This is a genomic window from Paraburkholderia sp. AV2 (assembly GCF_054968425.1).
This window is the reverse complement of the sequence record NZ_JBANLK010000062.1, coordinates 1-23,496: the sequence shown is the minus strand read 5'-3', so window position 1 is coordinate 23,496 and position 23,496 is coordinate 1. Positions and strand designations below refer to the sequence as shown.

General features: G+C 65.4%; 21 protein-coding genes and 1 tRNA gene. 8 read left to right on the top strand and 14 right to left on the bottom strand.

The genetic code is table 11. The features are described from left to right. Positions 1–15: 15 nt before the first annotated feature. A complete protein-coding gene (locus V8683_RS28085) occupies positions 16–585 on the bottom strand; it encodes a hypothetical protein (RefSeq protein WP_411189864.1) in 570 nt (189 codons plus the stop codon). Positions 586–867: 282 nt separating this feature from the next. Here V8683_RS28085 and V8683_RS28080 point away from each other — a divergent pair, with 282 nt between their 5' ends. Continuing rightward, entirely contained in the window at positions 868–1,428 is a 561-nt protein-coding gene (locus tag V8683_RS28080; protein WP_411189865.1) for a hypothetical protein, read from the top strand. Positions 1,429–1,484: 56 nt separating this feature from the next. Here V8683_RS28080 and V8683_RS28075 read toward each other — a convergent pair whose 3' ends face one another. From V8683_RS28075 to cysS, 11 genes are all read right to left on the bottom strand, one after another. Continuing rightward, positions 1,485–1,775 (bottom strand): prevent-host-death protein, encoded by a 291-nt coding sequence (locus V8683_RS28075; protein WP_411189866.1) that lies wholly within the window; start codon positions 1,773–1,775, stop codon positions 1,485–1,487. Positions 1,776–2,297: 522 nt separating this feature from the next. Next, a complete protein-coding gene (locus tag V8683_RS28070; RefSeq protein WP_411189867.1) occupies positions 2,298–2,525 on the bottom strand; it encodes a helix-turn-helix transcriptional regulator in 228 nt (75 codons plus the stop codon). 344 nt (positions 2,526–2,869) lie between these two features. After that, complete coding sequence (locus V8683_RS28065; protein ID WP_411189868.1) at positions 2,870–4,063, bottom strand: tyrosine-type recombinase/integrase; 1,194 nt, start codon at positions 4,061–4,063, stop codon at positions 2,870–2,872. Positions 4,064–4,075: 12 nt separating this feature from the next. Next, the gene (locus tag V8683_RS28060) at positions 4,076–4,303 is read right to left on the bottom strand and encodes a hypothetical protein (protein WP_411189869.1); all 228 of its coding nucleotides are present in this window, start codon (positions 4,301–4,303) and stop codon (positions 4,076–4,078) included. A gap of 337 nt (positions 4,304–4,640) precedes the next feature. Continuing rightward, complete coding sequence (locus tag V8683_RS28055) at positions 4,641–5,888, bottom strand: tyrosine-type recombinase/integrase (protein ID WP_411189870.1); 1,248 nt, start codon at positions 5,886–5,888, stop codon at positions 4,641–4,643. A 138-nt stretch (positions 5,889–6,026) separates the two neighbouring features. Beyond that, positions 6,027–6,120 (bottom strand) — tRNA-Ser (locus V8683_RS28050). Positions 6,121–6,292: 172 nt separating this feature from the next. After that, positions 6,293–7,543, bottom strand: a complete 1,251-nt coding sequence (locus V8683_RS28045) for an aspartate kinase (protein ID WP_411189871.1) — start codon at positions 7,541–7,543, stop codon at positions 6,293–6,295. 463 nt (positions 7,544–8,006) lie between these two features. Then, positions 8,007–9,443 carry a tRNA lysidine(34) synthetase TilS gene (gene tilS / locus V8683_RS28040; protein WP_411189872.1) on the bottom strand — a complete coding sequence of 479 codons (1,437 nt, stop codon included), beginning with the start codon at positions 9,441–9,443 and terminating at the stop codon, positions 8,007–8,009. Positions 9,444–9,484: 41 nt separating this feature from the next. Continuing rightward, the gene (locus V8683_RS28035; protein WP_411189873.1) at positions 9,485–10,456 is read right to left on the bottom strand and encodes an acetyl-CoA carboxylase carboxyltransferase subunit alpha; all 972 of its coding nucleotides are present in this window, start codon (positions 10,454–10,456) and stop codon (positions 9,485–9,487) included. Between the two features lie 140 nt (positions 10,457–10,596). Continuing rightward, positions 10,597–11,598 (bottom strand): DNA-3-methyladenine glycosylase family protein, encoded by a 1,002-nt coding sequence (locus tag V8683_RS28030; RefSeq protein ID WP_411189874.1) that lies wholly within the window; start codon positions 11,596–11,598, stop codon positions 10,597–10,599. Positions 11,599–11,643: 45 nt separating this feature from the next. Then, entirely contained in the window at positions 11,644–13,041 is a 1,398-nt protein-coding gene (cysS, locus tag V8683_RS28025; protein ID WP_411190571.1) for a cysteine--tRNA ligase, read from the bottom strand. 252 nt (positions 13,042–13,293) lie between these two features. Between cysS and V8683_RS28020 the strand changes: the two genes are divergently transcribed. The 4 genes from V8683_RS28020 (at position 13,294) to V8683_RS28005 (ending at position 16,097) form a co-directional block, all read left to right on the top strand. Further along, positions 13,294–13,998, top strand: coding sequence for a tetratricopeptide repeat protein (locus V8683_RS28020; protein ID WP_411189875.1), 705 nt, complete (start codon positions 13,294–13,296; stop codon positions 13,996–13,998). Between the two features lie 78 nt (positions 13,999–14,076). Beyond that, on the top strand, positions 14,077–14,658 hold the full coding sequence (locus tag V8683_RS28015; RefSeq protein WP_411189876.1) for a peptidylprolyl isomerase: 582 nt from the start codon (positions 14,077–14,079) through the stop codon (positions 14,656–14,658). A 110-nt stretch (positions 14,659–14,768) separates the two neighbouring features. Then, a complete protein-coding gene (locus V8683_RS28010) occupies positions 14,769–15,263 on the top strand; it encodes a peptidylprolyl isomerase (protein ID WP_411189877.1) in 495 nt (164 codons plus the stop codon). Positions 15,264–15,299: 36 nt separating this feature from the next. Further along, positions 15,300–16,097 (top strand): UDP-2,3-diacylglucosamine diphosphatase, encoded by a 798-nt coding sequence (locus V8683_RS28005; protein ID WP_411189878.1) that lies wholly within the window; start codon positions 15,300–15,302, stop codon positions 16,095–16,097. Between the two features lie 26 nt (positions 16,098–16,123). Here V8683_RS28005 and cysE read toward each other — a convergent pair whose 3' ends face one another. Then, a complete protein-coding gene (gene cysE / locus V8683_RS28000) occupies positions 16,124–16,957 on the bottom strand; it encodes a serine O-acetyltransferase (RefSeq protein ID WP_411189879.1) in 834 nt (277 codons plus the stop codon). 183 nt (positions 16,958–17,140) lie between these two features. Continuing rightward, positions 17,141–17,971, bottom strand: coding sequence for an RNA methyltransferase (locus V8683_RS27995; protein ID WP_411189880.1), 831 nt, complete (start codon positions 17,969–17,971; stop codon positions 17,141–17,143). A 358-nt stretch (positions 17,972–18,329) separates the two neighbouring features. On the opposite strand from V8683_RS27995, the gene V8683_RS27990 reads away from it, so the two are divergent. The 3 genes from V8683_RS27990 (at position 18,330) to mutS (ending at position 23,386) form a co-directional block, all read left to right on the top strand. Beyond that, positions 18,330–19,127 (top strand): inositol monophosphatase family protein, encoded by a 798-nt coding sequence (locus V8683_RS27990; RefSeq protein ID WP_411189881.1) that lies wholly within the window; start codon positions 18,330–18,332, stop codon positions 19,125–19,127. A gap of 132 nt (positions 19,128–19,259) precedes the next feature. Next, positions 19,260–20,558, top strand: a complete 1,299-nt coding sequence (lplT, locus tag V8683_RS27985) for a lysophospholipid transporter LplT (RefSeq protein WP_411189882.1) — start codon at positions 19,260–19,262, stop codon at positions 20,556–20,558. Positions 20,559–20,686: 128 nt separating this feature from the next. Beyond that, positions 20,687–23,386 (top strand): DNA mismatch repair protein MutS, encoded by a 2,700-nt coding sequence (gene mutS / locus V8683_RS27980; protein WP_411189883.1) that lies wholly within the window; start codon positions 20,687–20,689, stop codon positions 23,384–23,386. Positions 23,387–23,496: the final 110 nt, after the last annotated feature.

The following is a 23,496-nucleotide window of genomic DNA, read 5'->3' as shown; positions in this document are numbered from 1 at the left end:
TGGAGCAGACCTGCATCACCTGACGCCAGCCGGTCGGCAATGGTGACGGTTGTCAGCGTCCTTGACCCAGTCAGGCCTGATCGCAGACGCGTAGGCCTGACCGCTGCGCGACGCCTCGCCATTCGCCTGTGAGCTCAAACCCAGGCGTTCGTCAATCGCGTGTGCGACAGTGCTTGATTTGGGCGCTTTCGTGTCGTTGCAGTCAGCCCAGAACGCATACATGGCGTCGAACAGGACGGACAGCGTTTTCGTCATATACGGCAATCTGACCATGGTACCGAGCTCGGGTTCATCAGCACCCGGCACCCCACATTGCGTCTGCGGTCCGTCGTCGGGCAGCATGACCCGCAGAGAGTCCAGTTCGCGCTGAAGACGATCTTCCAGTGAAAAGTGAACCGTCGCCGTATGGGCCAGCGCCTTGCGCAGCTCACAGATCTGGTGATCCTTCAATTCAACAAGCTTGCGCAGCCGATGAACTTCGCTCTCGGCCTGTGGCGAACGCTGGTCAGGACTGACGCCAGGAGCGGAAGTCGCGAGGCTGCGTTTAGCGCCAGCCTGCCGCCATGCATTGAGTTCTTCCATCATGTTCCCTGCCTCGAGTGAGCATGCGCGTCTCGTGGCGACGGAACCGGCTTCTACCGTGTTCAGGGATCTGGAATGCCTCCTCGCACTCTCCGGCGCTATCGGCAGCTTGATCACACGGAAACGCAGCCGGGCCCTCCACACATCTTTTTTCGTTTTTCTCAGACGAAAGATCAACTGCGAAACAAGGCAGGGTGTCGGATGCAGGTGCAACCATTAACGTGATGTTGAAAGGCGCGAGCGGATGAACCGGTGATGTACCTGTATCCGCGTTGCATATGTCGCGTGCTGACAGCTTTCACGTGGAGGACAACGTCCTGCGCGTCGGCGCGCCTGTGCCATCAACAGGAAGAGATCTTCGTCGCTGTCGATACCAAGCGCCTGCATCGCCAGACGGTCGTCGATGCGGCCGAGAGAGAAATCGAGCAAGGTGCGGAAGTTCTGGTTGCCGCTCGCCTCCGCCGCCTCGAATGTCTCGACGAGATAGCAAAGCTCGGCATTAAACAGCGCATCAACGGACGTGTCCGACTTCGCCGCGAGAATCTTGGCGAGCGCTTGAGAAGCTCCCGGTCCACCGACCCCGTGAAATTAACAGTTTCAGCCATGGTGTCCGCCGTCAGAAAGCACGCGCCGATACACATAATCATGTGTATCGGCGCACGAATCATGTCCCAAATCTTGAGCCGAGTCTGCGCTCGAGTGGCGGGCTATTTCTCGCCTTGCCATCCCAAGACTGGCTCCCGACTGCGCCCGACACAGCACGGTCATCTCGAAAGCGGTCAGGGTGTCGAAAACTGGATCGCTACATGTCCAGGGTTCCGGTCACAACCGTCGCAGCGTCACTGATGGGCGATGCAAGGCCGCACTCGAAGTTGCAGTACACCTTGCAGCGCATCACGCTGTCACGGCACACGTCGGCGCCTGATTGCCGACAACGTCCTGCGTGCGTCTTTCACGTTGCCGGCAGCTATGTCGTCAAGGCCCCTACCTGCCTCCTCGGCCAGTAACAGGCTAATGCACGCTCGCTGCAGCTTGTGAGCGTAGTCGAGCCTCTGGGCATCAACGATGGCAACGTATTGTTCGCCATTCTTCGTGACGATTTTTTCAAAACCGGCCTCTGGCCGGTCGGCAATCCCTGACAGGTCGGCACTTGCCTGGGACAGGGGAATCACATCGCCCGCAGCAATAACCACAGTCTTCTCCCTTCACCATCAGGCGTACAAAATTCCGTATGGCTTACACTCCTTCATACATGGTCGCCCGTCTACGCGTCGACGGTACCTGGAACAACGAGCCGCGCGGCGCCACACTGCTCGGTCAAACGTAAGCGTATCCGCGGCAACAACGACGCCGTGATGCCGTAGCACTTCGGCACGAAAGATCTCTCAGCCGCCTACGCCTGCGCGGCCGTGGGTGCAATCCAGGCACTCGCTCCTGGCGTCCTGCGTGGAGGCGCTACGATGAAGGTCCACTCGAAACCGCTTACCCAGCACAAGCCGTCAGCACCGTTGATCCAGAGCATGTCACCGTTTCCCGGCATAACGACCTCTTAACGCTGCTCGCGGAACTGCCCGTCGCCCATGCCAATGCTCCCCATGTAGAGCCACACTTGTAATCCCGGCCATGGATGCTCATACCGTTGTGGCCCGATCACCGCCCCAGGACTTCCACCGTCTGCCCCGGAAGACCCTGGCCCGGCCAGGATGAGCAGACAGCTACTGCCGACCGCGACCGCCAACTTCCGGGCGGCTTGCGATCCATGCGTCGACCTCGCTTTCAAGCCATGCTACGCGTCCCCCCCCAATGTCGACAGGCCGAGGAAATTTTCCCGCGGCGAGGTAACGATAAACTGTGCTCGCGCCGAGTCCTACCCGCGTGCGCACCTCACGAAGACGGATAAGGCGCGCTTTCGCACCTGCGTGATCACCACCCTGCTCGTTCACGGTGAAGGCCCTCCCGACGAAGTCCAGACATCACAGGACATGACCAGACTAGCGCGTGCCGCCAGGTGTATCAAACGCGTTCTCAGGAGGATCGTTGCGGCGCTTCGGCGGGCTGCCCATGCGGGGGACGTCCCATCGTTTCCCATGAGTTCCCATCCCGCAGCGAGAGAAAGTCCATCCTTGCTTCTTCCCGCCCATTCGCGAAAAAACTTCGCTATTTCCGGATCCGTGAGCGGCATCAATCGAAGCACATGTGAACGGGGACCATTGATGAGGCGTGCGCGTCTCCTGCATCAACACCAAACATCTGCAAGCCTGGCGTTCGCGGGTGACAGGTGAAACGGCTACGCGGCCCGTGCACAGTATGCCGCCCAGTCGTCCATCATCTGCTTGCGGCGCCGGAACATGTCGCCGCGTCGATACGCGGCCTCCACCTTGTCGTCCACGGCGTGCGCCAGCGCCATCTCCGCCATCTCGTTCGGATAGGTCGTGCACTCGGCTGCCCAGTCGCGGAATGTCGACCGGAAACCATGTACGGTGATACCGGTTTGCTCCATCCGCCGAAGGACCGCGAGCATTGCCGTGTTCGACAGCGGCTTCCCTCTTTTCATGCCCGGGAACAGCAGCTCGCCGCCAGTCTCGTCGAGCAGACAGCGCACGAGGTCGCGGGCAGGTTCGGACAGCGGAATCCGGTGCACGCGGTCCGCCTTCATCCGTTGCGCCGGCACGGTCCACGTGGCGGCATCAAGATCGAATTCGCTACGCGTGGCCCCGAGCACTTCGCTGGTCCTGGCAGCGGTCAGGATGAGGAGTTCAAGCGCACGCGCTGCCAGGCCCTTCTGCTCCCGGAGCTGCTTCACGAACGCACCAGCGCCCGCGTAGGGCAACGCAGCACGATGCCACACCTTACGTACCTTCGTGCGTGCAGGAAAGACCTTGTCGAGATGCCCTTTCCAGCGGGCCGGGTTGTCGCCCTCCCGATACCTGTGCACCGTCGCCCAGTCGAGCACGGCCTCGATGCGCCCGCGCACACGACTGGCCGTTTCCGTCTTGAGCTGCCAGACCGGCTCGAGCACGCGCACGACCAGGGCCGTGTCGATGTCCTGCGCGAATAGAGGCCCGATGACCGGTGAAGCGTAGGCGGCGAGCGTGTTCTCCCATTGCGCGGCGTGCTTGGCGCTTTTCCAGCCCGACCGGTTAGCCTCGATGAACGCCTTCGCGCATTCGTCGAACGTCCTGCTGCGCCCGGCCATTGCCTTGTGCTGCATGAGCTCTGCACGCCTGACCTCGATCGGGTCCAGGCCTTCCAGGACCATCTTCCGGTAGCGCGAGGCACGCTCGCGTGCCTCGGCCAGCGTCGTGACATCGAGTGGTCCCAGCCCCATCTCCCTCAGTCTGCCCCTGCGTCTGAAGCGGTAGACCCACGAGCGTGTCCGCGCAACCGACACCTGAAGGTAGAGGCCACCACCATCGCAGTAACGGCCGGGCTTGTTCAGACGTGCGACGCCGAGTGACGAAAGACGGTGAATGGCTCCCATGGCTGCCTCCTGTCAGGCCATATTGACGATCACACCCGGAGGGTACATGGACGAGCCAATCGTGACAATGAAAAATCCCGCGATCCCTTTACTGGCGGTGCTTTCCGGTTGTTGCCGGGATGGTGCTGGACGGTGCGGGAAAACTTCCTGACGAGCCTGCAGACGACGGTTTTTCCAGTCGATGTGATATCTGGAGGATGACGAATTAAATGGCGGCCAGGCATGCCAGTCGATTTTCATGCCGCGGTGGTCGGGCCGATGGCCCCCTCCGGCGGGCAGACCGGAACAACACCCGGGCCACCTGACTGCACACACGGGCAATCGTCATGCCCTCATCCCTGCGGAATGCGACCGGATGATCACGCGCATTCACGCCCCGGTACGCCGGAAGCCCCGATGCCATACTGTCCGCCGGCGATACGGTGGCATCGAATCGTCCAGTTCATCATCACCGGTACCGGCTGTCCCACACTGACATGTCACTTCCCTCCATTCCTGGCCGGCCGTGGGCGAGACGCACATGCGCGTTGCGGTACGCCCTTGCCGGGCACACCGCAACGACGGGTGACAGTGGCGCCTATGCCGTGGCGCTTTCCCTCTGCGCCTGGCCCTCGCACCATGTGGCCCAGTCGTCCATCATCTGCCGGCGCCGCTGGAACATGTCGCCACGACGGTACGCAGCTTCCACCTTGTCATCGACCGTGTGCGCCAGCGCCATCTCCGCCATCTCGTTCGGATAGGTCGTACATTCGGCTGCCCAGTCACGGAAGGTCGAACGGAAGCCATGCACCGTCAGGCCGGTGCAATTCATCCTGCGCAGTACGGTCAGCATCGCCATGTTCGACAGCGACCTGTCTTTCTTTCCGCCCGGAAATAACAGTTCGTCATCCGTATCGTTTAGTAACCGGCGCACGAGGTCCAGTGATGCCGCTGACAGGGGAACCCGGTGGGCACGCTGCGCCTTCATCCGTTCGGCCGGCACCGTCCACATCCCCGCTTCGAGATCGAACTCGCCCCGCCTTGCCCCGATGACCTCGCTGGTCCGGGCCGCCGTGAGAACCGCAAGCTCCAGTGCGCGCGCCGCGAGGCCGTCCTGGACCCTGAGTACCTTCATGAACGCGGCCACTTCCGCGTAGGGCAGCGCGGCATGATGCCGGACCTTGCGTACCTTCGTGCGCGCGGGCAGCACCTTGTCCAGGTGCCCCTTCCAGCGCGCCGGATTCTCGTCGTCGCGATACCGGTGTGCCTTCGCCCAGTCCAGCACCGCCTCGACGCGCCCGCGTACTCGACTCGCCGTTTCGGGCTTCGCCTCCCAGATCGGCTCGAGTACGCTCACGATGTGCGCCGTGTCGATGTCGCGCACCGGAAGGCTCCCGATGAGCGGTGATGCGTAGGTGGCCAGGGTGCTCTCCCACTGCGCCACGTGCTTCTCGTTCTTCCAGCCCGCGCGGTTGGCCCGGATGTATGCCGTGGTGCATTCGTCGAAAGTCTTCGTGCGCGCGCGCTGCGCGGCGCGCTGCGCCCGCTCGCGGCGCCGCTCCTCGACAGGATCAAGGCCGTTGCCAAGCTGCCTGCGGCAGCCCTGCGCGCGCTCGCGGGCATCGGCAAGCGACACGCGCCGCAGCCCGCCGAGACCCATCTCGCGCAGACGCCCTTCGTGCCGGAAACGGTAGACCCAGGAGCGCGCCCCTGAGGGCGACACCTGGAGATAGAGCCCGCCGCCGTCACAGTAGTAGCCAGGCCCTGTCAGCCGGACGACACCGAGCGCGGAAAGACGGTGGATGGAACGTGAATTTCTGGTGGCTTGTGCCTTCCTCTTACCCATACTTTTACCCATACTTTTGCAAGCGATTGACGGGTATGGGTTGGGAAGGTCCGGGACAAGAAAAAACCCCGGAAGCCGCTTGTGGCGGGCTTCCGGGGCTGATCCCGAAACGGTGCGGCATGCTCCGGGAAGTGCTCCTGGCGGAGACGGAGGGATTCGAACCCTCGATCCAGGTTTTGGCCCAGATGCTCCCTTAGCAGGGGAGTGCCTTCGACCTCTCGGCCACGTCTCCCGAACCTTCGCTCGCGCCAGGGAGGCAGCGCGACGAAGCCAAGATAATAGCGGGTTCGCGCCACCAGGTCAATTTTTGGGACGCACTTTTTGCAGATTTTTCCGCATGCACGCGACCAATGTCGCGCGCGGCGCCCCGAACCCCGCGAAACCTGTCACGCCCCCGTCACGCTTTACGCGTGTTCGAGATCGAACGCCTTGTGCAGCGCGCGCACCGCCAGTTCCATGTACTTCTCGTCGATCAGCACCGAGATCTTGATTTCGGAGGTCGAAATCATCTGGATGTTGATGCCCTCTTCCGAGAGCGTGCGGAACATCTTGCTCGCCACGCCCACGTGCGAACGCATGCCCACACCCACCACGGAAACCTTCGACACCTTCGGGTCGCCCAGCACCTGCTCAGCGCTCACGTGACCCTTCACCTGGTTGTTGAGGACGTCCATGGCGCGCTGATAATCGCCGCGCGGCACCGTGAACGTGAAGTCGGTCTTGCCGGCCACGCTCTGGTTCTGGATGATCATGTCGACATCGATGTTCGAGTCCGCCACCGGGCCGAGGATCTGATACGCGATGCCCGGCTTGTCGGGCACGCCCATCACGGCAATGCGGGCCTCGTCGCGCTGGAACGCGATACCCGAGATGACTGCTTTTTCCATGGTGTCGTCTTCTTCAAAAGTAATCAGGGTGCCCGACTTCATTTCTTCGGCGAGGTCCATCATCGGGTCGGTCAGGCTGGAGAGCACGCGCGTCTTCACCTGATACTTGCCCGCGAATTCGACCGAACGGATCTGCAGCACTTTCGAGCCGAGGCTGGCCATTTCCAGCATCTCTTCGAAGGTGATGCGGTCCAGGCGCCGCGCGTCGTCCACCACGCGCGGGTCGGTCGTGTAGACGCCGTCGACGTCCGTGTAGATGAGGCATTCGTCGGCCTTGAGGGCTGCGGCCACCGCAACCGCCGAGGTATCCGAACCGCCGCGGCCGAGCGTCGTGATGTGGCCGTCCGGGTCGATGCCCTGGAAGCCGGTGATCACGACCACCTTGCCCGCGTCGAGGTCGGCCAGCACGCGCTCGCCGTCGATTTCGTTGATGCGCGCTTTCGTGAACGCGCTGTCGGTCTTCACGGGGACCTGCCAGCCGGTATAGCTGATGGCGTCGACGCCGGCGTCGTGCAGCGCGATCGACAGCAAGCCAACGCTGACCTGCTCGCCGGTCGACGCAATCATGTCGAGTTCGCGCGGGCTCGGCTGGGCCGAAATCTCTTTCGCGAGGCCGAGCAGCCGGTTGGTTTCGCCGGACATTGCCGAAGGCACGACGACCATCTTGTGGCCGGCCTTGTGCCATTTGGCAACGCGCCTGGCAACGTTCTTGATGCGCTCGACCGAGCCCATCGAGGTGCCGCCGTATTTGTGTACGATGAGTGCCATTGTCGTTCTGAACTGGAGATGTTACCGCGCTGGCGCACTGATGACGGCGCCGCCGGAAGGCTCACGGCCACGGCGACGGCACCTCTGCAGCGCGTGCAGCACGCGCGGAATTTGTCCGGGGGTGAGTGCGCAAGAGGCACGCAACGGGCGCCGCGTGGACTACGCTTCACTTGCCCGCGTGCCGCCAGATGGGCTGCTTGTGCGCTTGTGGCTTTCGGCACACCGCGCTCCTGGCACCGCTTTTGACGATGCCCATGCACGCGAAAGAGCGGGCTGGACAAACCGAGTACGCTACCCGATCGAGGCCAAAATTACAAGCCGAAATTGGGGGATCGCGAGCGAAAAAGGCTTGTGCAGCAAGGATTTGCGGCGCCTGGTCACAATGATGAAACCCTTTTTATTCGAGTCATCTCCGGGCTCCGCTTTAAATAGGGGCGGCACATAGGGGGCCGTCAGGGGGCCGTCACGCCATCAAAAGATCCTCGCGCCATTCGATGCGGCGCCACCCTTCCTGATGATCCCGGGCCGCCATCGCGTCCCAGTCGGGAAACGCCGCGCGATTCACGCCAACGTGCGGAACGAACAGCAGCGTCTCGCCGCTAAACAGCAACGGGACATCCCGCTCCCACGCAGGAACACCGCGCGCCTGGAACATATGCTTGAGTGTGCGGCTGACGCCCGCCGCCGCGTCGCGCAAGCGCTCGCCACCCGAGCGTTCGCGCGCGACGAGCCGTTTAGCGGCCAGCAATACCTCGGGCACCGCATCGGGATCGTTCGCGTCGGCGCGGGCGAAGACGAAGGTGCCGCGCCATTGCGGCAAGCGCCAGATTTCCTCGCCGCGCCACAGCAATTCCACCGCGTCGTGCGGCGCGCGCGGCACTTCGGGCTCGCGCGCCCGCTCCCAGAAGATCGCTCCGCGATAACAGCGCAGCCGCCAACCCGCGTGATCGAGGCGCAGCCCATGGTCGCCCCGCTCGCTCCCGTCTCGCACAATCTCGCGCAACTGGCGCAAGGCGTCTGCCAGACGTGCCGACGAAGCCGCCGGCAAGCCGAGCGTTCGCATCCAGTAGCGCATGACGTTCAGCGCGCGTTCGTCGTCGAGCGCGACAAGCCCATCATGCGCGAGCGACCTGCGCTCGTCGCCCGTCGCGATCGCGGCCAGGTCGATCTGTGCGAGCTCGTCGAGCAGCCGCTGGGCCGAAGCCGCATGCGCCGCCGTGCGCATCAGCGTGTCGCGAAAGCCGGGGAAATGCGCGCTCAGCGCCGGCATCACATCGCGACGCAAGGCATTGCGCGCGTAGCGCGTATCGGCATTGGATTCGTCGTCGATCCAGCGAAGGCCTCGGGCGTTCGCATACTGCTCGAGTTGCGCACGCAACAGATGCAGCAACGGCCGCATGCGCGGCACTCCTGCTGCTTGTGCCCATACCGGCGCCATCGCCGCGAGTCCCGCGAGTCCCGCACCGCGCAGCAATTGCAGCAGCACGGTTTCGGCCTGGTCGTCGGCGTGCTGCGCGAGCCACAACGCGTGGACGCCGTGCACCGCGCACATCTCGTCCAACGCACGGTAGCGCGCCTCGCGCGCAGCAGCCTCCACGCCGGCGGCATCGTCACGCGCCACGTCCACGCGGCGCGCGTCGAATGTCACGCCGAGCGCGTGTGCCGTCGCCGCGCCGTGCAGGAGCCACGCGTCGGCGTTCGGGCTCAGGCCGTGATGGACATGCAGCGCGACGCAGCGTGCCGCCCCCACCGTTTGCACGGCGGCGTCGAGCAGCACCGACGAGTCGAGCCCGCCGCTGTACGCAATCGCGATGCGGCTCTGGCCGGGGAGCGTGGAAAGCGCGACGCCGAGCGCATCGAGTACGATGCGCCCGGCGTCGGATGGGGATTGGGTGGTCACGGCCTTGAGGGCGCTCGCGCGCCGGCGGGACGACACCAGGCTTACGCGCCCGGCGTCGTTTCCTTGAACTTGCCGTAGGCCATCAAGCGCTCGTAGCGGCGCTCCTTCAGGTCGGCGACGCTCATGCCCTGGAACTGGCGAAGCGAATCGGCAAGCGCGCGGCGCAGCAGCGCGGCCATGCCCTTCGGATCGCGATGCGCGCCGCCCAGCGGCTCGTTGACGATCTTGTCGATCAGGCCCAGCGCCTTCAGGCGATGCGCGGTGAGTCCGAGGGCTTCCGCGGCTTCGGGCGCCTTCGCTCCGCTCTTCCACAGAATCGCGGCACAACCTTCCGGCGAGATCACCGAATAGGTCGAGAACTGCAGCATGAGCACGGTATCGGCCACGGCGATCGCAAGCGCGCCGCCCGAGCCGCCTTCGCCGATGATCGTCGTGATGATCGGCGTCTTCAGTTCGGCCATCACGTAGAGATTGCGGCCGATCGCCTCCGACTGGCCCCGCTCTTCCGCGCCGATGCCCGGATACGCACCCGGCGTGTCGACGAACGTGAAGATCGGCAGACCGAACTTCTCGGCAAGGCGCATCAGGCGCTCGGCCTTGCGATAGCCTTCGGGACGCGGCATGCCGAAGTTGCGCGCGGCGCGCTCCTTCGTATCGCGACCTTTCTGCTGGCCGATCACCATGCAGGCCTGGCCGTTGAAACGCGCGAGACCGCCGACGATCGACAGGTCGTCCGCGAACGCGCGGTCGCCGTGCAGCTCGTGAAAATCGGTGAAGAGCTCGTGAACGTAGTCGAGCGTGTAGGGGCGCTGCGGATGGCGCGCGATCTGCGAGACCTGCCACGGGCTCAGGTTCGCGTACAGATCCTTCGTCAGTTGCTGGCTCTTCTTCGAGAGCCGGTCGATCTCTTCCGAAATATCGACGGCCGAATCGTCCTGAACGAAGCGCAATTCTTCGATCTTCGCTTCGAGTTCAGCGATCGGCTGTTCGAAATCCAGAAACGTGGTTTTCATGTGGTGGAATCCTTGGACTTGCCGGCAGCGCGTATTCTAACCGCGACTGCCGGCGTCAAAGCTGGCTCTGAACTATCGATTAAAAACCAGCGATAGTTAAATTCTTGGTCAATTTCTGGAGATCGGGCTGCGCGAGCCGGTCAGGCCGGCTCGAGGCTGCGCCACATGTACCATGTTGCGACCGTACGCCACGGCTCCCAGTTGGCCGCGACTTCGCGCGCTTCGCTGCGCGTGACCGGTTCGCCGCTGAAGTAGTTGACGCTGATCGCGCGGATCAGGCCGAGGTCGTCGAGCGGCAGGACGTTCGGACGCGCGAGGTTGAAGATCAGGAACATCTCCGCGGTCCAGCGGCCGATGCCGCGAATCTGCGTGAGCTCCGCAATCACGGCCTCGTCGTCCATCGAGGTCCATTTGCCGACGTGCAGCGCGCCTGAGACGAAGTGCTGCGCGAGATCGAGAATGTATTCCGTCTTGCGCTTCGAGAGCCCGCATGCGGCAAGTTTCTCGTGGCCGAGCTTGAGGAACTGCTGCGGCACGAGCCTGGGGCAGGCCTCCTCGACTCGCCGCCATAGCGCCTGCGCCGCGGCCGTGGAAACCTGCTGGCCGACCACCGAGCGCGCGAGCGTGACGAACGGATCGTCGCGGCTCAGCAAATGCACCGGGCCGAACTTCGGAATCAGTTTCTTGAGTATGCGGTCGCGCTTGACGAGATCGGCGCAGGCGCGATCCCAGTAATCGGGACGCTGCACGTCGAAGGGATGCGCACCGGCCGCGGCGGCGGTTGCCGCTGCCGTGTCAGGCAAATCGCGCGTGGCCACGCCGTCGGGTTGCACGGCCGGCACCGCGTGCAAGGCCTGCGCGTCGAGCGCGACGTTCACGCCATTGGCCTTCATGCGCGCCGACTTCACGCCCGCGGGCTTCGAAGCCGGCCTGGCCGTGCCGTTAGACGTGCCTCGCGCAACGCCCGTCGAGCCTTTTGCGGCTGCCTTTCTCGCCGGCGCCGTCTTGCCGTCGAGCCCATCCTTTGCTGCGTTGGCCGCGCCTGCGGCCTTGGCGGCACCGGTGCCGCGCATGGCGCGCTTCGCTGCCTCGCCCGTTAGCGACGCAGACCGCCTGGCCTGCGTCTTCGTGGCCATTGCCATCCTGCCTCCTGCCTCGCGAATCGATCAGTGGTTTGAACTAGCCGCTCAAACGCGGCGCCACTCGGTCAATCCGCCCGGTTTGTCTTCGAGTGCGATACCGGCCTCGAGCAGTTCGGCCCGGATCCGGTCCGCCTCCGCATACTGCCTGGCCTGCTTGGCCGCCACGCGCGCCGCAATCTTCGCTTCGATAGCAGCGGCGTCGATCGCATCGGCATCCTGTCCGCCCGCACCCTGCTGCAGAAACGCGCGCGGCTCGCGCACGAGCAGCCCGATCACGCGCGCGAGCTTTTGCAGTTGGCGCGCGAGCACGGCGTCGCGCGTGCGGTTCACTTCGGTCGCCAGTTCGAACAGCACGGCAATCGCCACCGGCGTATTGAAGTCATCGTTCATCGCCGCGTGGAAACGCTGCGCGTACGGCTCGCTCCAGTCGAGTTCGCCCGTATCGGGCGTCGCATCCTTGAGCGCCGTGTAAAGGCGCGTGAGTGCGTTGCGTGCATCGTCGAGGTGCACGTCGCTGTAGTTCAGCGGCGAACGATAATGCGCGCGCGCCATGAAAAAACGCACGACTTCCGCATCGTACTTCGCGAGCACTTCGCGGATCGTGAAAAAGTTGCCGAGCGACTTCGACATCTTCTCGTTGTCGATATTCACGAAGCCGTTGTGCATCCAGTAGTTGACGTACTTCTGGCCCGTCGCCGCTTCGCTCTGCGCAATTTCGTTCTCGTGGTGCGGAAACTGCAGGTCCTGTCCGCCGCCGTGAATGTCGAAATGCTCGCCGAGCAGCGCGCAGCCCATGGCCGAGCATTCGATGTGCCAGCCCGGACGGCCGCGTCCGTATTTCGATTCCCAGCCCGTGTCCGCCGGCTCTTCCGGCTTGGCCTGTTTCCAGAGCACGAAGTCAAGCGGATCCTGCTTGGCATCGTTGGCCGCCACACGCTCGCCCGCGCGCAGATCTTCGATCGACTTGCCGGACAGCGCACCGTAGCTGGCGAATTTGCGCACGGCGTAGTTCACGTCGCCGTCCGCGCCCTGATACGCGTAACCGTTGCGCTCAAGCTTACCGATCATGTCGAGCATCTGCGGGATGTATTGCGTCGCGCGCGGCTCATGGTCGGGACGCACGACACCGAGCGCGTCCGCGTCCTCATGCAGCGCGTCGATGAAACGGTCGGTAAGCGCCTTGATGGTCTCGCCGTTCTCCACCGCGCGACGGATGATCTTGTCGTCGATGTCGGTAATGTTGCGCACGTAAGTCACGTTGTAGCCGAGCGCGCGCAGCCAGCGCTGCACAATGTCGAACACCACCATCGCACGCGCATGGCCGACGTGACAATAGTCGTACACCGTCATGCCGCAGACGTACATGCGTACGACGCCGGGCTGAAGCGGCACGAAAACTTGCTTGTCACGCGCGAGCGTGTTGTAGATGCGCAGTGCTTCCATAAAGACGAGGATACGTGGGTCGAAGAAAATCCGCGACGGCAGCGAGCGCGACCGGGAGGTGCGTCGCACCGCTTCACTCATACGAGACAGGCGGAGACCACGAGTGGCGATGAAAGCCTGGCATCTTACGCGGCTCACCCGGCATTCGCCAGGACGCAGGATTCTGCAAGAACCTGCCGGAACGGGCGCACGACGAAAACGCACAGACCTTTTGTTAGAATGGCTCGGAGTATAACACCGCGACCTCACCCTATGAAACCTTCCAGCGGCCGCGCGCCCCGCGCTGCGACCCTTGCCGCAGCGGCTCTCGCGAGCGCGGCGCTCGTCCTTGGCGGCGCGCGCAACGCTGTCGCAGCGCCCCCCGCGGCAGTCGACAATACCCCCCAGGCGGACACGGCCATCGCGCAGCACAACTGGGCGGCCGCGCTCGACGCACTCGACGCGCGCATCAAGACAAACCCGCGCGACGTGCAGGCGAAGTTCAAGCGCGCCACGATCCTCGCGCGCCTGAACCGCGACCAGGAGGCGATCGAGGCGTTCACCGAACTGACGCAGACCTATCCCGAACTGCCCGAGCCCTATAACAATCTCGCGGCGCTCTATGCAAAGGAGGGCCGCTACGAGGACGCGCGTGCCGCGCTCGAAACGGCCGTGAAAGCGAACCCGTCCTACGGCCTCGCATGGGAGAACCTGGGCGATCTGTATCTGCGTCTTGCCGACGCGTCATACCGGCGCGCAACCGCGCTCGGTCACGCGAGCGGCGCGACCCAGCAACGCCTCGCCGATCTCCAGAAGATCGTCTCGCCGCCCGCCACGCCGAAAAAGGCACAAGCCGAAGCACCCGTTGCCGCAAGCACGGCGATCGCCACCTCGCCTGTGCTGAGCAATCCCTCATTCCAGTTTGGCGGCCCGTCCGGGTCGCTCGCGATGCCGCCGTTCGTGGCGCCGTCGCAGTAAGCCGTGCCGCGCGGCCCGACACACGGCGGCGCGGCGCACGACGTTTCTCCGCTTGTTTTCGCTACTCCGAGGATACTCATGAAATGGTTGATGTTGGCGCTCGGCAGCGCCGCCCTGATCGCGAACGCGCCCGCCTTTGCGCAATCGGCTTCCGCCGCCGCGCATCCGCAGGTGCTCTTCAAGACCAGCGAGGGCGACTTCCGCGTCGAGCTGTATCCGGAGAAGGCACCCAAGACCGTCGACAACTTCCTCCAGTACGTGAAGTCCGGCCAGTACAGCGGCACGATCTTCCACCGCGTGATCCCCGGCTTCATGATCCAGGGCGGCGGCTACACGGCAAGCTACGTCGAGAAGCCCACGCGCGCGCCGATCGCGCTCGAAAGCAGGAACGGTCTGAAGAACGTGACCGGCACGATCGCGATGGCGCGCACGAGCGACCCCGATTCGGCGACGGCGCAGTTCTTCATCAACACCGTGGATAACGCGGGCCTCGACTATCCGAATCCGGACGGCAACGGCTACGCGGTGTTCGGCAAGGTCGTCCAGGGCATGGACGTCGTGAAGAAGATCGAAGCGACCCCCACTACCTCGCGCGGCCCGATGTCCGACGTGCCGCAGAAGGAAATCGTGATCGAGTCGGCGACTGTCGTCGGCAAGTAAACCTCCCATCGTCGCGCGGCGCGGCACCGTGACACGCGAGGGGCATGACCCCCGCATCGTGACGGTGCCGCGCCGTCCTTTCACCCCCTGCCACAGCAAAGGATTCCATCATGGTCGAACTGCATACGAACCACGGCGTCATCAAGCTCGAACTCGACGCCGAGAAAGCGCCCAAGACCGTCGCGAACTTTCTCGAGTACGTGAACAAAGGCCACTATGACGGCACCGTCTTCCACCGCGTGATCGACGGCTTCATGATCCAGGGCGGCGGCTTCGAAGCCGGCATGAAGCAAAAACCCACCGACGCCACCATCGAAAACGAGGCGAACAACGGCCTGAAGAACGAGCGCGGCTCGATCGCGATGGCCCGTACCAACGACCCGCACTCGGCAAGCGCCCAGTTCTTCATCAACGTCGCCGACAACGACTTCCTGAACCACACGTCGCCGACGCCGCAAGGCTGGGGCTACGCCGTGTTCGGCAAGGTCGTCGAAGGCCTCGACGTCGTGGACAAGATCAAGAAGGTCCGCACCGGTTCGAAGGGCTTCCATCAGGACGTGCCGATGGACGACGTCGTGATCGAGAAGGCCGTCGTCGTCGAATAACGTCACTCATCACGTCACCAGGCGCACGCCTCGTTCATGCTGCAGGAAAAGGCACTTCGACACGCCGCCGCGGGCGTGCCCGGCGAGGGCAAACGCCCTCACGCGGCGCGCCCGTTTCTGTTCATCTCCGACCTGCATCTGAGCGAGGCCATCCCGCGCACGGTCGCCGCGTTCGAGCATTTCATCCGCGTCACCGCCGACCAGGCGGACTCGGTGTTCATACTCGGCGACCTCTTCGAATACTGGATCGGCGACGACATGCTCGCCGATCCCTTCGTCGCCCGCATGACCGCACTGATGCATACGCTTTCCGAGCGCGGCATCGCGCTCTACATCATGCACGGCAACCGCGACTTCCTGATGGGCAAGCGCTTCATGAAAGCGGCGGGCGCGATCTGGCTGCCCGACCCCATCGCAATCACGGCGTTCGGCACGCGCATCGCGCTCGCGCACGGCGACGGGCTGTGCACCGAAGATCGCGGCTACCAGGTCTTTCGCCGATTCGCACGCAATACCTTCGTGCAATGGCTCTTTCTCGCGTGGCCGTTCCGGTGGCGGCGCGCGCTCGCCGAGAACATGCGCAGGAAGAGCGAGCAAGGCCGCGAGCGCCCTGTCTCGCCGCGCTACGACGTGACGGCGCGCGGCGTCGCCGCGCTCTTCAGGCGCAGCCGCGCCGGCACGATCATTCACGGCCATACGCACCGCCCCGCGCGGCACCAGGAGCCGGGCGGCGTACGCTGGGTGTTGCCCGACTGGGACCTCGATCACGGCAAGCCGCGCGGCGGCTACCTGCGTGTCGACGCAGAAGGCTTCAGGATGATGCCGCACGGCTGAGCGGTCCTTCGACCGCTCACGCTCGCTCAGGCCTGGATGCGCGCCTGCTCCGCCTCGGCCCGATCCGGGTTCACGGCATCGCGCGCGGCCGCCTCACCCTCGAGGCTCGCCGACAGGCGCCGCAGATCGAGCAACGCCGCGTCGGCGCCATGCAGCGCTTCGAGGCGCGTGCCGAGACGCTCGAGCGCATCGACGATCGCGTCGACGCGCAGCGTCTGCTTCGCCGCGTGATCGATCAGCCCGTGAATCGCGAGCGAGACCGGATCGTCCGCATTCGGCGAGATGCCGTAGGCGCAGAACGCCTCGCGCGCCGACTTTTCCTTTGCCTGCGGCTGTGCAGTCCTGGCGGGCGCCACGATGCGCGCCGGGTTGCCGACCGCCGTCGCGCCTGCCGGCACCGGCTTCACGACCACGGCGTTCGAGCCGATTTTCGCCTGCGCGCCCACCGTAAAGCCGCCCAGCACCTTCGCCCCCGCACCGACGATCACGCCCGGCCCAAGTGTCGGATGACGTTTCGCACCGCGCGTGAGCGACGTGCCGCCCAGTGTCACGCCCTGGTAGATCGTGCAGTCGTCGCCGACTTCGGCGGTTTCGCCGATCACAACGCCCATGCCATGGTCGATGAAGACGCGCCGGCCGAGCGTCGCGCCCGGATGGATCTCGATACCGGTCAGAAAGCGTGCGACCTGCGAGAGGTAGCGCGCGAGCCAGCGGCGCTTCGCGAGCCAGCACGCGTGCGCGATGCGATGCAGCACGAGCGCATGCAGGCCCGGATAGCAGGTCAGCACCTCCCACGCACTGCGGGCGGCGGGGTCGCGCTCGCGGATCGTGGCGATGTCTTCGCGTAGTCTCTTGAACATGGCGGTCACGCTGTTATTGGGGGAACTGCGGGAAAACGGCACGATGCAGGCGCCGCGCGCGGCAACGCACGGACACGCTTGGCACGTACGCTGATTTGCTTATGATGTGCAGTCGATTCTAGGCGACAACGTGCGGCGCGCCGGGATGACCCCTATGGCGTAAAGGTCGGCCGGCGGCCCGGCTCACGGCGTATTGCCGCCGCCCTTCCCCTTCAGCAGCAGGATGTGCTTGGCGATGCCGCGCACGATATTGACCTCCTCGCGCTCCAGCCCCGAGCGTGCGAAGAGCCGCCGCAGCCGCGACATCAGCTTCTTCGGGTTCGCCGGATCGAGAAAGCCGAGCGTGACCAGCGCGTGCTCGAGGTGGACGTACATACGTTCGATGTCGTCGCTCGTGGCAAGCGGCGAAGCAGCCGGAACCGCGCTCAGGGACGGTGGCGGAGCCATTGCTTCGGCTCCGGAGAGATAGGCGAGACGCAATTCGTACGCGAGCACCTGGACGGCCTGCGCCAGATTGAGCGAACTGTAGGCGGGATTCGCGGGAATATGCGCAAGCGCGCTGCACCGCTCGACGTCATCGTTCGACAAGCCCGTGCGCTCGTTGCCGAACACGAGCGCGATATCGCCGTGCGCCGACACCTGGCGGCAGGCATCGCGCACCGCCTCGCGCGGCGCGCCGGGCGGCGGCCCGTATTCGCGCGTGCGCGCCGTGAGCGCGAGCGACCACTGCGTGCCCGCCAGCGCGTCGGCCAGCGTCGGCACGATGTGGGCCGCGGCAAGCACGTCGTCGGCGCCGCTCGCCATGGCGACGGCCTCGGGGTCGCGCTGCACCTGCGGCACCCGCGGCGCCACCAGCACGAGCCGCGAGAAGCCCATGGTCTTGAGCGCGCGCGCCGCCGCGCCGACGTTGCCGGGATGGCTCGGCTCGACGAGCACGAAACGGGTGGACGTGAAACCGCCGCGTAGCGGTTCGTGAGCTTCGCCGGTGGCGGCGTGAGGATCGGGGTGCACCAAGATGAATCTCGAACGACAGCAAAGTGAAGCACGTATGTTAGCGCGGGAAAGCCGAAGCACGTAGTGCGCGCCGTGCTGCGGCCCGGTACCGCCCCGCAGCACAGCCACATTCGTACCGCCACATTCGCAAGCCGCCAGCAACAACGACCCGGACTCGGGTAAAATGCGGGGATTCGCGCGCGGTTGCGCCCCGGTTGTCTCGCGCCGGCAGGCCGCGCCCCGCTCTTATTCAATTCGTCTCCGTTGGCGGGACAGGTTCGCACCTCAGGCGCCCTGTCCATCGTCAGACGCTTTTATCTTCTGCCGTCCGGCTCGTCGCGCCTCGTACGAACGCGCCGGATAAAAAGGATCCAGGCCCATGCATCCCATGCTCAACATCGCTGTCAAGGCCGCGCGCCGCGCCGGACAGATCATCAACCGCGCGTCGCTCGATCTCGACCTCGTGCAGGTCTCGAAGAAGCAGCACAACGATTTCGTCACGGAGGTCGACAAGGCATCGGAAGCGGCAATCATCGACACGCTGAAAACCGCCTACCCCGATCACGCCATCCTCGCCGAAGAATCGGGCCGCTCGGAGAACGAATCCGAATACCAGTGGATCATCGATCCGCTCGACGGCACCACGAACTTCATCCACGGCTTCCAGTACTACTGCGTGTCGATCGCGCTCGCGCACAAGGGCGTCGTCACGCAGGCGGTGGTCTACGACCCGACCCGCAACGATCTCTTCACCGCCTCGCGCGGCCGCGGTGCGTTTCTGAACGACCGCCGCATCCGCGTGGGCCGCCGCGACCGGCTGGCCGATTCGCTGATCGGCACGGGCTTCCCGTTCCGCGAAAAAGACGGCCTCGAACGCTACACCGATCTCTTCGCCGAAATGACGCGCGCCTGCACGGGCCTGCGCCGTCCGGGCGCGGCGGCGCTCGATCTGGCGAACGTCGCCGCGGGCCGCATGGACGGCTTCTTCGAGCAGGGCCTCAATCCGTGGGACGTGGCGGCGGGCGGCCTGATCGTGACCGAAGCGGGCGGCCTGATCGGCAACTACACGGGCGACTCGGATTTCCTGCACGTCGGCGAAGTGGTCGCGGGCAATCCGAAGGTGTACGCGCAGATGGTGCCGATCCTTTCGAAGTACACTCGCGTCAACGCGGCTTAAGGAATCCGGACGCGTGCGGCCCGTTTGCGGCCAGGCGCGGTCGAGCGGCTTCGGCCGCTTTTTTGTTTTGCCGCGCCTTTTGTCCTGCCTGTTGCCCCGCTTTTTGCAAATCAGCCACCGCGATCGCATCCGATGAAAAAGGGCTTCTACACGATCATCGCAGCGCAGTTCGTTTCGTCGCTCGCCGACAACGCGCTGTTGATCGCGGCGATCGCGCTGCTCACGGTGATCGCATCGCCCGCCTGGGTGACGCCGCTCCTGCAGATCTTCTTCACGGTGTCCTATGTGGTGCTCGCGCCCTTCGTCGGCGCGTTCGCCGACGCCCTGCAAAAACGCCACGTCATGTTCGTCTCCAACGCGCTCAAGGCATGCGGCTGTCTGCTGATGATCGCGGGCGTGCACCCGATGATCGCCTATGGCGTGGTCGGCTTCGGCGCGGCGGCCTACTCGCCCGCAAAGTATGGAATCCTGACCGAGCTGCTGCCGCCCGAGAAGCTCATCGCGGCGAATGCCTGGCTCGAATCGGCAACCGTGCTCTCCACCATCGTCGGCACGATGCTGGGCGGCGCGCTCGTCAGCACGTACGCCGATCGCTTCGTCGCACACCATGCGCTGCCGCTGATCCACTCGTCGGCGGATCTCGCGATGTTCGCGGTGATGCTCACTTACGCCATTGCCGCCCTCATCAACTTCGACATTCCCGACACCGGCGCGCGCTACGCAAACCGCCTGAAGGAACCCCGGCGCCTCGTCACCGATTTCGTGAACTGCTTCAACGTGCTCTGGGCCGACAAGCTCGCGCAGATTGCGCTCTGGGTCACGACGCTCATGTGGGGCGCCGCCGTCACGCTGCAACTGCTCGTGCTCAAGTGGGCCGACGTCAACCTCGGCCTCTCGCTCTCGAAAGCCGCCGTCATGCAGGGCGTGACCGGCCTCGGCATCGCGCTCGGCGCGGGCGCCGCCGCCGCGTGGGTATCGCTGCGCGCGTCGCTGCGGGTGCTGCCCGTGGGCGTGCTGTGCGGCGCCGTGGCGGTCGGCATGGCGTTCTACAGCAAGGGGCTCTTCCCGCCGGGCGAGGGCCTGCGGATCGGCCGCTTCGTGCTGCCCTTCTATCTGCTCTTCGCGTACCCGCTGATGGTGCTGCTCGGCACGCTCGCCGGCTTTTTCATCGTGCCGATGAACGCGCTGCTGCAGCACCGGGGGGCGACGCTCCTTTCCGCGGGCCACTCGATCGCGGTGCAGAATTTCAACCAGAACCTCGCCGTGCTGCTGATGCTGGGCGCCTATGCGCTGCTGCTAACGGCAAAGATGCCGGCGCAGTGGATCATCGTCGTGTTCGGCACCTTCATCGCCGCGATGATCGGGCTCGCCATGCGGCGAAGCGCCGCCAATGCGCGCAAAGTGGATCTGCGCGCGCTCGTGGACGAATGAGCGCGCAGATCCACTTTGCGCGTCGCCCTTACCGGGCGCCGGCCGTCCGCACCGGCCGTTCGGCCAGCTTTACATGCGGGCCGCGCGGGTTAAACTCACGCCCTGAACCCTAAGCAAGATTTTCGAGGATGGCTACACATACCGAAGGCGACATCGCACAGCACACGCCGATGATGCGCCAATACCTCAGCATTAAAGCCGACCATCCGGGCACGCTCGTGTTCTACCGGATGGGCGACTTCTACGAGCTCTTCTTCGAAGACGCCGAAAAAGCCTCGCGGCTGCTCGACCTCACGCTCACACAGCGCGGCGCCTCGGCCGGCAATCCGATCAAGATGGCCGGCGTGCCGCACCATGCCGTGGAGCAGTATCTCGCCAAGCTCGTAAAGCTCGGCGAATCGGTGGCGATCTGCGAGCAGATCGGCGATCCGGCCACGTCGAAGGGGCCCGTCGAGCGCAAAGTCGTGCGTGTCGTCACGCCCGGCACGCTGACCGACGCGGCCCTGCTCTCCGACAAGAACGACGTTTATCTGATGGCCGTCTGTCCCGGCCATAACCGGCGCGGCGCGACGGTCAACGTCGGTCTCGCCTGGCTCAATCTCGCGAGCGGCGCACTGCGCCTCGCGGAAATCGCGCCCGAGCAGGTCGCCGCCGCCTTCGAGCGGATCCGCCCCGCGGAAATCCTCGTCGCCGAACTACCTGCGGAATCGGCGGGATGGGCGCCGCCCGCGGCGTCCGGGTCGACGGCCGGGTCGAATTCGGGCGCGCGCACGCGTGTGCCGGCCTGGCATTTCGACGTCGCCTCGGGCAAGCAGCGCTTGTGCGACCAGCTCGACGTAGCGAGTCTCGACGGCTTCGGCGCGCAGGCGCTCACAAGCGCATGCGGCGCCGCGGGCGCGCTGCTGCTCTACGCGGCGGCCACGCAAGGCCAACAACTGCGCCACGTGCGCAGCCTGAAGGTGGAAGTCGAGTCGGAGTACATCGGCCTCGATCCGGCCACGCGCCGCAACCTCGAACTCACCGAAACGCTGCGCGGCACCGAGTCGCCCACGCTCTGCTCTCTGCTCGATACCTGCAGCACGGCGATGGGCAGTCGCCTCCTGCGCCACTGGCTCCATCATCCTCCGCGCGATGCGTCGATCGCCCAGATGCGCCAGCAGGCCGTCGGCGCGCTGCTCGAAGCCCCGCCACCCGCCGGCGTCGACGATCTGCGCGCGAGCTTGCGCCAGATCGCCGACGTCGAGCGCATCACCGGACGCCTCGCGCTGCTTTCGGCGCGCCCACGCGACCTGTCGAGCCTGCGGGACACGTTCGCTGCGTTGCCCACTCTGCGCGACCAAGTGGCGGCGGCCGCCGGCGGCGCGAGCGCCGCGCCGTCGCTCGCGCGCATCGCCCTGGCACTGGAACCGCCGGCCGCGTGTGCGGACCTGCTGCAACGCGCGGTTGCACCGGAACCGGCCGCCATGGTGCGCGATGGCGGCGTGATCGCACGCGGCTACGACGCCGAGCTCGACGAGCTGCGCGACCTGTCGGAGAACTGCGGCCAGTTCCTGCTCGATCTCGAAATACGCGAGCGCGCCCGCACGGGCATCGGCAATCTGCGTGTCGAGTACAACAAGGTGCATGGCTTCTATATCGAGGTCACGCGCGGCCAGACCGACAAGGTGCCCGACGACTATCGCCGGCGCCAGACGCTCAAGAACGCCGAACGCTATATCACGCCCGAGCTGAAGACCTTCGAGGACAAGGCGCTTTCCGCCCAGGAACGCGCGCTCTCGCGCGAGCGCGCGCTCTACGACGCGCTGCTGCAGTCGCTGCTGCCGTTCATTCCCGACTGCCAGCGCGTGGCCGCGGCGCTCGCCGAACTCGACGTGCTTGCCGCGTTCGCGGAACGCGCCCGCGCACTGGACTGGTGTGCGCCCGCCTTCTCGCCGGAGCCCGGCATCGAGATCGAACAGGGCCGTCATCCGGTCGTCGAGGCGCAAGTCGAACAGTTCATCGCCAATGACTGCGTACTCGGGGCCGACCGCAAGCTGCTCCTCATCACCGGCCCGAACATGGGCGGTAAATCGACCTTCATGCGGCAGACCGCGCTGATCGCGCTGATCGCCTACGTGGGCAGCTACGTGCCCGCGAAGCAGGCGTGTTTCGGCCCGATCGACCGCATCTTCACGCGTATCGGTGCCGCCGACGACCTCGCGGGCGGCCGCTCGACCTTCATGGTCGAGATGACCGAAGCGGCGGCAATCCTCAACGACGCCACCCCGCACAGCCTCGTGCTGATGGACGAGATCGGGCGCGGCACCTCGACCTTCGACGGTCTTGCGCTCGCTTGGGCCATCGCGCGCCACCTGCTTGCGGGCAACGGTTGCCACACGCTCTTCGCGACGCACTATTTCGAGCTCACCCAACTGCCCGCGGAATTCGCGCAGGCGGCAAACGTGCATCTCTCCGCGGTCGAGCACGGGCATGGCATCGTGTTCCTCCACGCCGTGCAGGAGGGCCCGGCCAACCAGAGTTATGGCCTGCAGGTTGCCCAGCTCGCGGGTGTGCCTGCGCCGGTGATTCGCGCGGCGCGCAAGCATCTCGTCTATCTGGAGCAGCTTTCGGCGGGACAACCTACACCGCAGTTGGACCTCTTCGCGGCGGCGCTCGCCGACGATGCGCCGCTCGAGGCCGAAGACGCGCCTGCCGCGCAGGATCCGGGCGCGGCACTCGTTGCCGAACGGCTGCGCGCGCTCGATCCGAACGAGCTGCGCCCGCGCGAGGCACTCGATCTGCTGTACGAACTGCATGAGCTGGCCACGGCGCCGGACGCGAAACGCTGAGCGTCGCCACGCGACGCCGGGGGCGGGGGGGGGGGGGGGGCGGGGGGGGGGGCGGGGGCGGGGGGGGGGGGGGGGGGCGGGGCGGCGGGGGGGGGGGGCCGCGGGGGGGG

Excerpts from the sequence above, each read along its gene's own strand:
- mutS (WP_411189883.1), top strand. The coding sequence starts at position 20,687 with ATGGCTACACATACCGAAGGCGACATCGCACAGCACACGCCGATGATG.
- V8683_RS28020 (WP_411189875.1), top strand. The coding sequence starts at position 13,294 with ATGAAACCTTCCAGCGGCCGCGCGCCCCGCGCTGCGACCCTTGCCGCA.
- V8683_RS28060 (WP_411189869.1), bottom strand. The coding sequence starts at position 4,303 with ATGAAAATCGACTGGCATGCCTGGCCGCCATTTAATTCGTCATCCTCC.
- V8683_RS28015 (WP_411189876.1), top strand. The coding sequence starts at position 14,077 with ATGAAATGGTTGATGTTGGCGCTCGGCAGCGCCGCCCTGATCGCGAAC.
- V8683_RS28055 (WP_411189870.1), bottom strand. The coding sequence starts at position 5,888 with ATGGGTAAGAGGAAGGCACAAGCCACCAGAAATTCACGTTCCATCCAC.
- cysE (WP_411189879.1), bottom strand. The coding sequence starts at position 16,957 with ATGTTCAAGAGACTACGCGAAGACATCGCCACGATCCGCGAGCGCGAC.
- cysS (WP_411190571.1), bottom strand. The coding sequence starts at position 13,041 with ATGGAAGCACTGCGCATCTACAACACGCTCGCGCGTGACAAGCAAGTT.
- V8683_RS27990 (WP_411189881.1), top strand. The coding sequence starts at position 18,330 with ATGCATCCCATGCTCAACATCGCTGTCAAGGCCGCGCGCCGCGCCGGA.
- V8683_RS28005 (WP_411189878.1), top strand. The coding sequence starts at position 15,300 with ATGCTGCAGGAAAAGGCACTTCGACACGCCGCCGCGGGCGTGCCCGGC.
- V8683_RS28045 (WP_411189871.1), bottom strand. The coding sequence starts at position 7,543 with ATGGCACTCATCGTACACAAATACGGCGGCACCTCGATGGGCTCGGTC.
- V8683_RS28030 (WP_411189874.1), bottom strand. The coding sequence starts at position 11,598 with ATGGCAATGGCCACGAAGACGCAGGCCAGGCGGTCTGCGTCGCTAACG.
- lplT (WP_411189882.1), top strand. The coding sequence starts at position 19,260 with ATGAAAAAGGGCTTCTACACGATCATCGCAGCGCAGTTCGTTTCGTCG.
- V8683_RS28010 (WP_411189877.1), top strand. The coding sequence starts at position 14,769 with ATGGTCGAACTGCATACGAACCACGGCGTCATCAAGCTCGAACTCGAC.
- V8683_RS28065 (WP_411189868.1), bottom strand. The coding sequence starts at position 4,063 with ATGGGAGCCATTCACCGTCTTTCGTCACTCGGCGTCGCACGTCTGAAC.
- V8683_RS28085 (WP_411189864.1), bottom strand. The coding sequence starts at position 585 with ATGATGGAAGAACTCAATGCATGGCGGCAGGCTGGCGCTAAACGCAGC.
- V8683_RS28035 (WP_411189873.1), bottom strand. The coding sequence starts at position 10,456 with ATGAAAACCACGTTTCTGGATTTCGAACAGCCGATCGCTGAACTCGAA.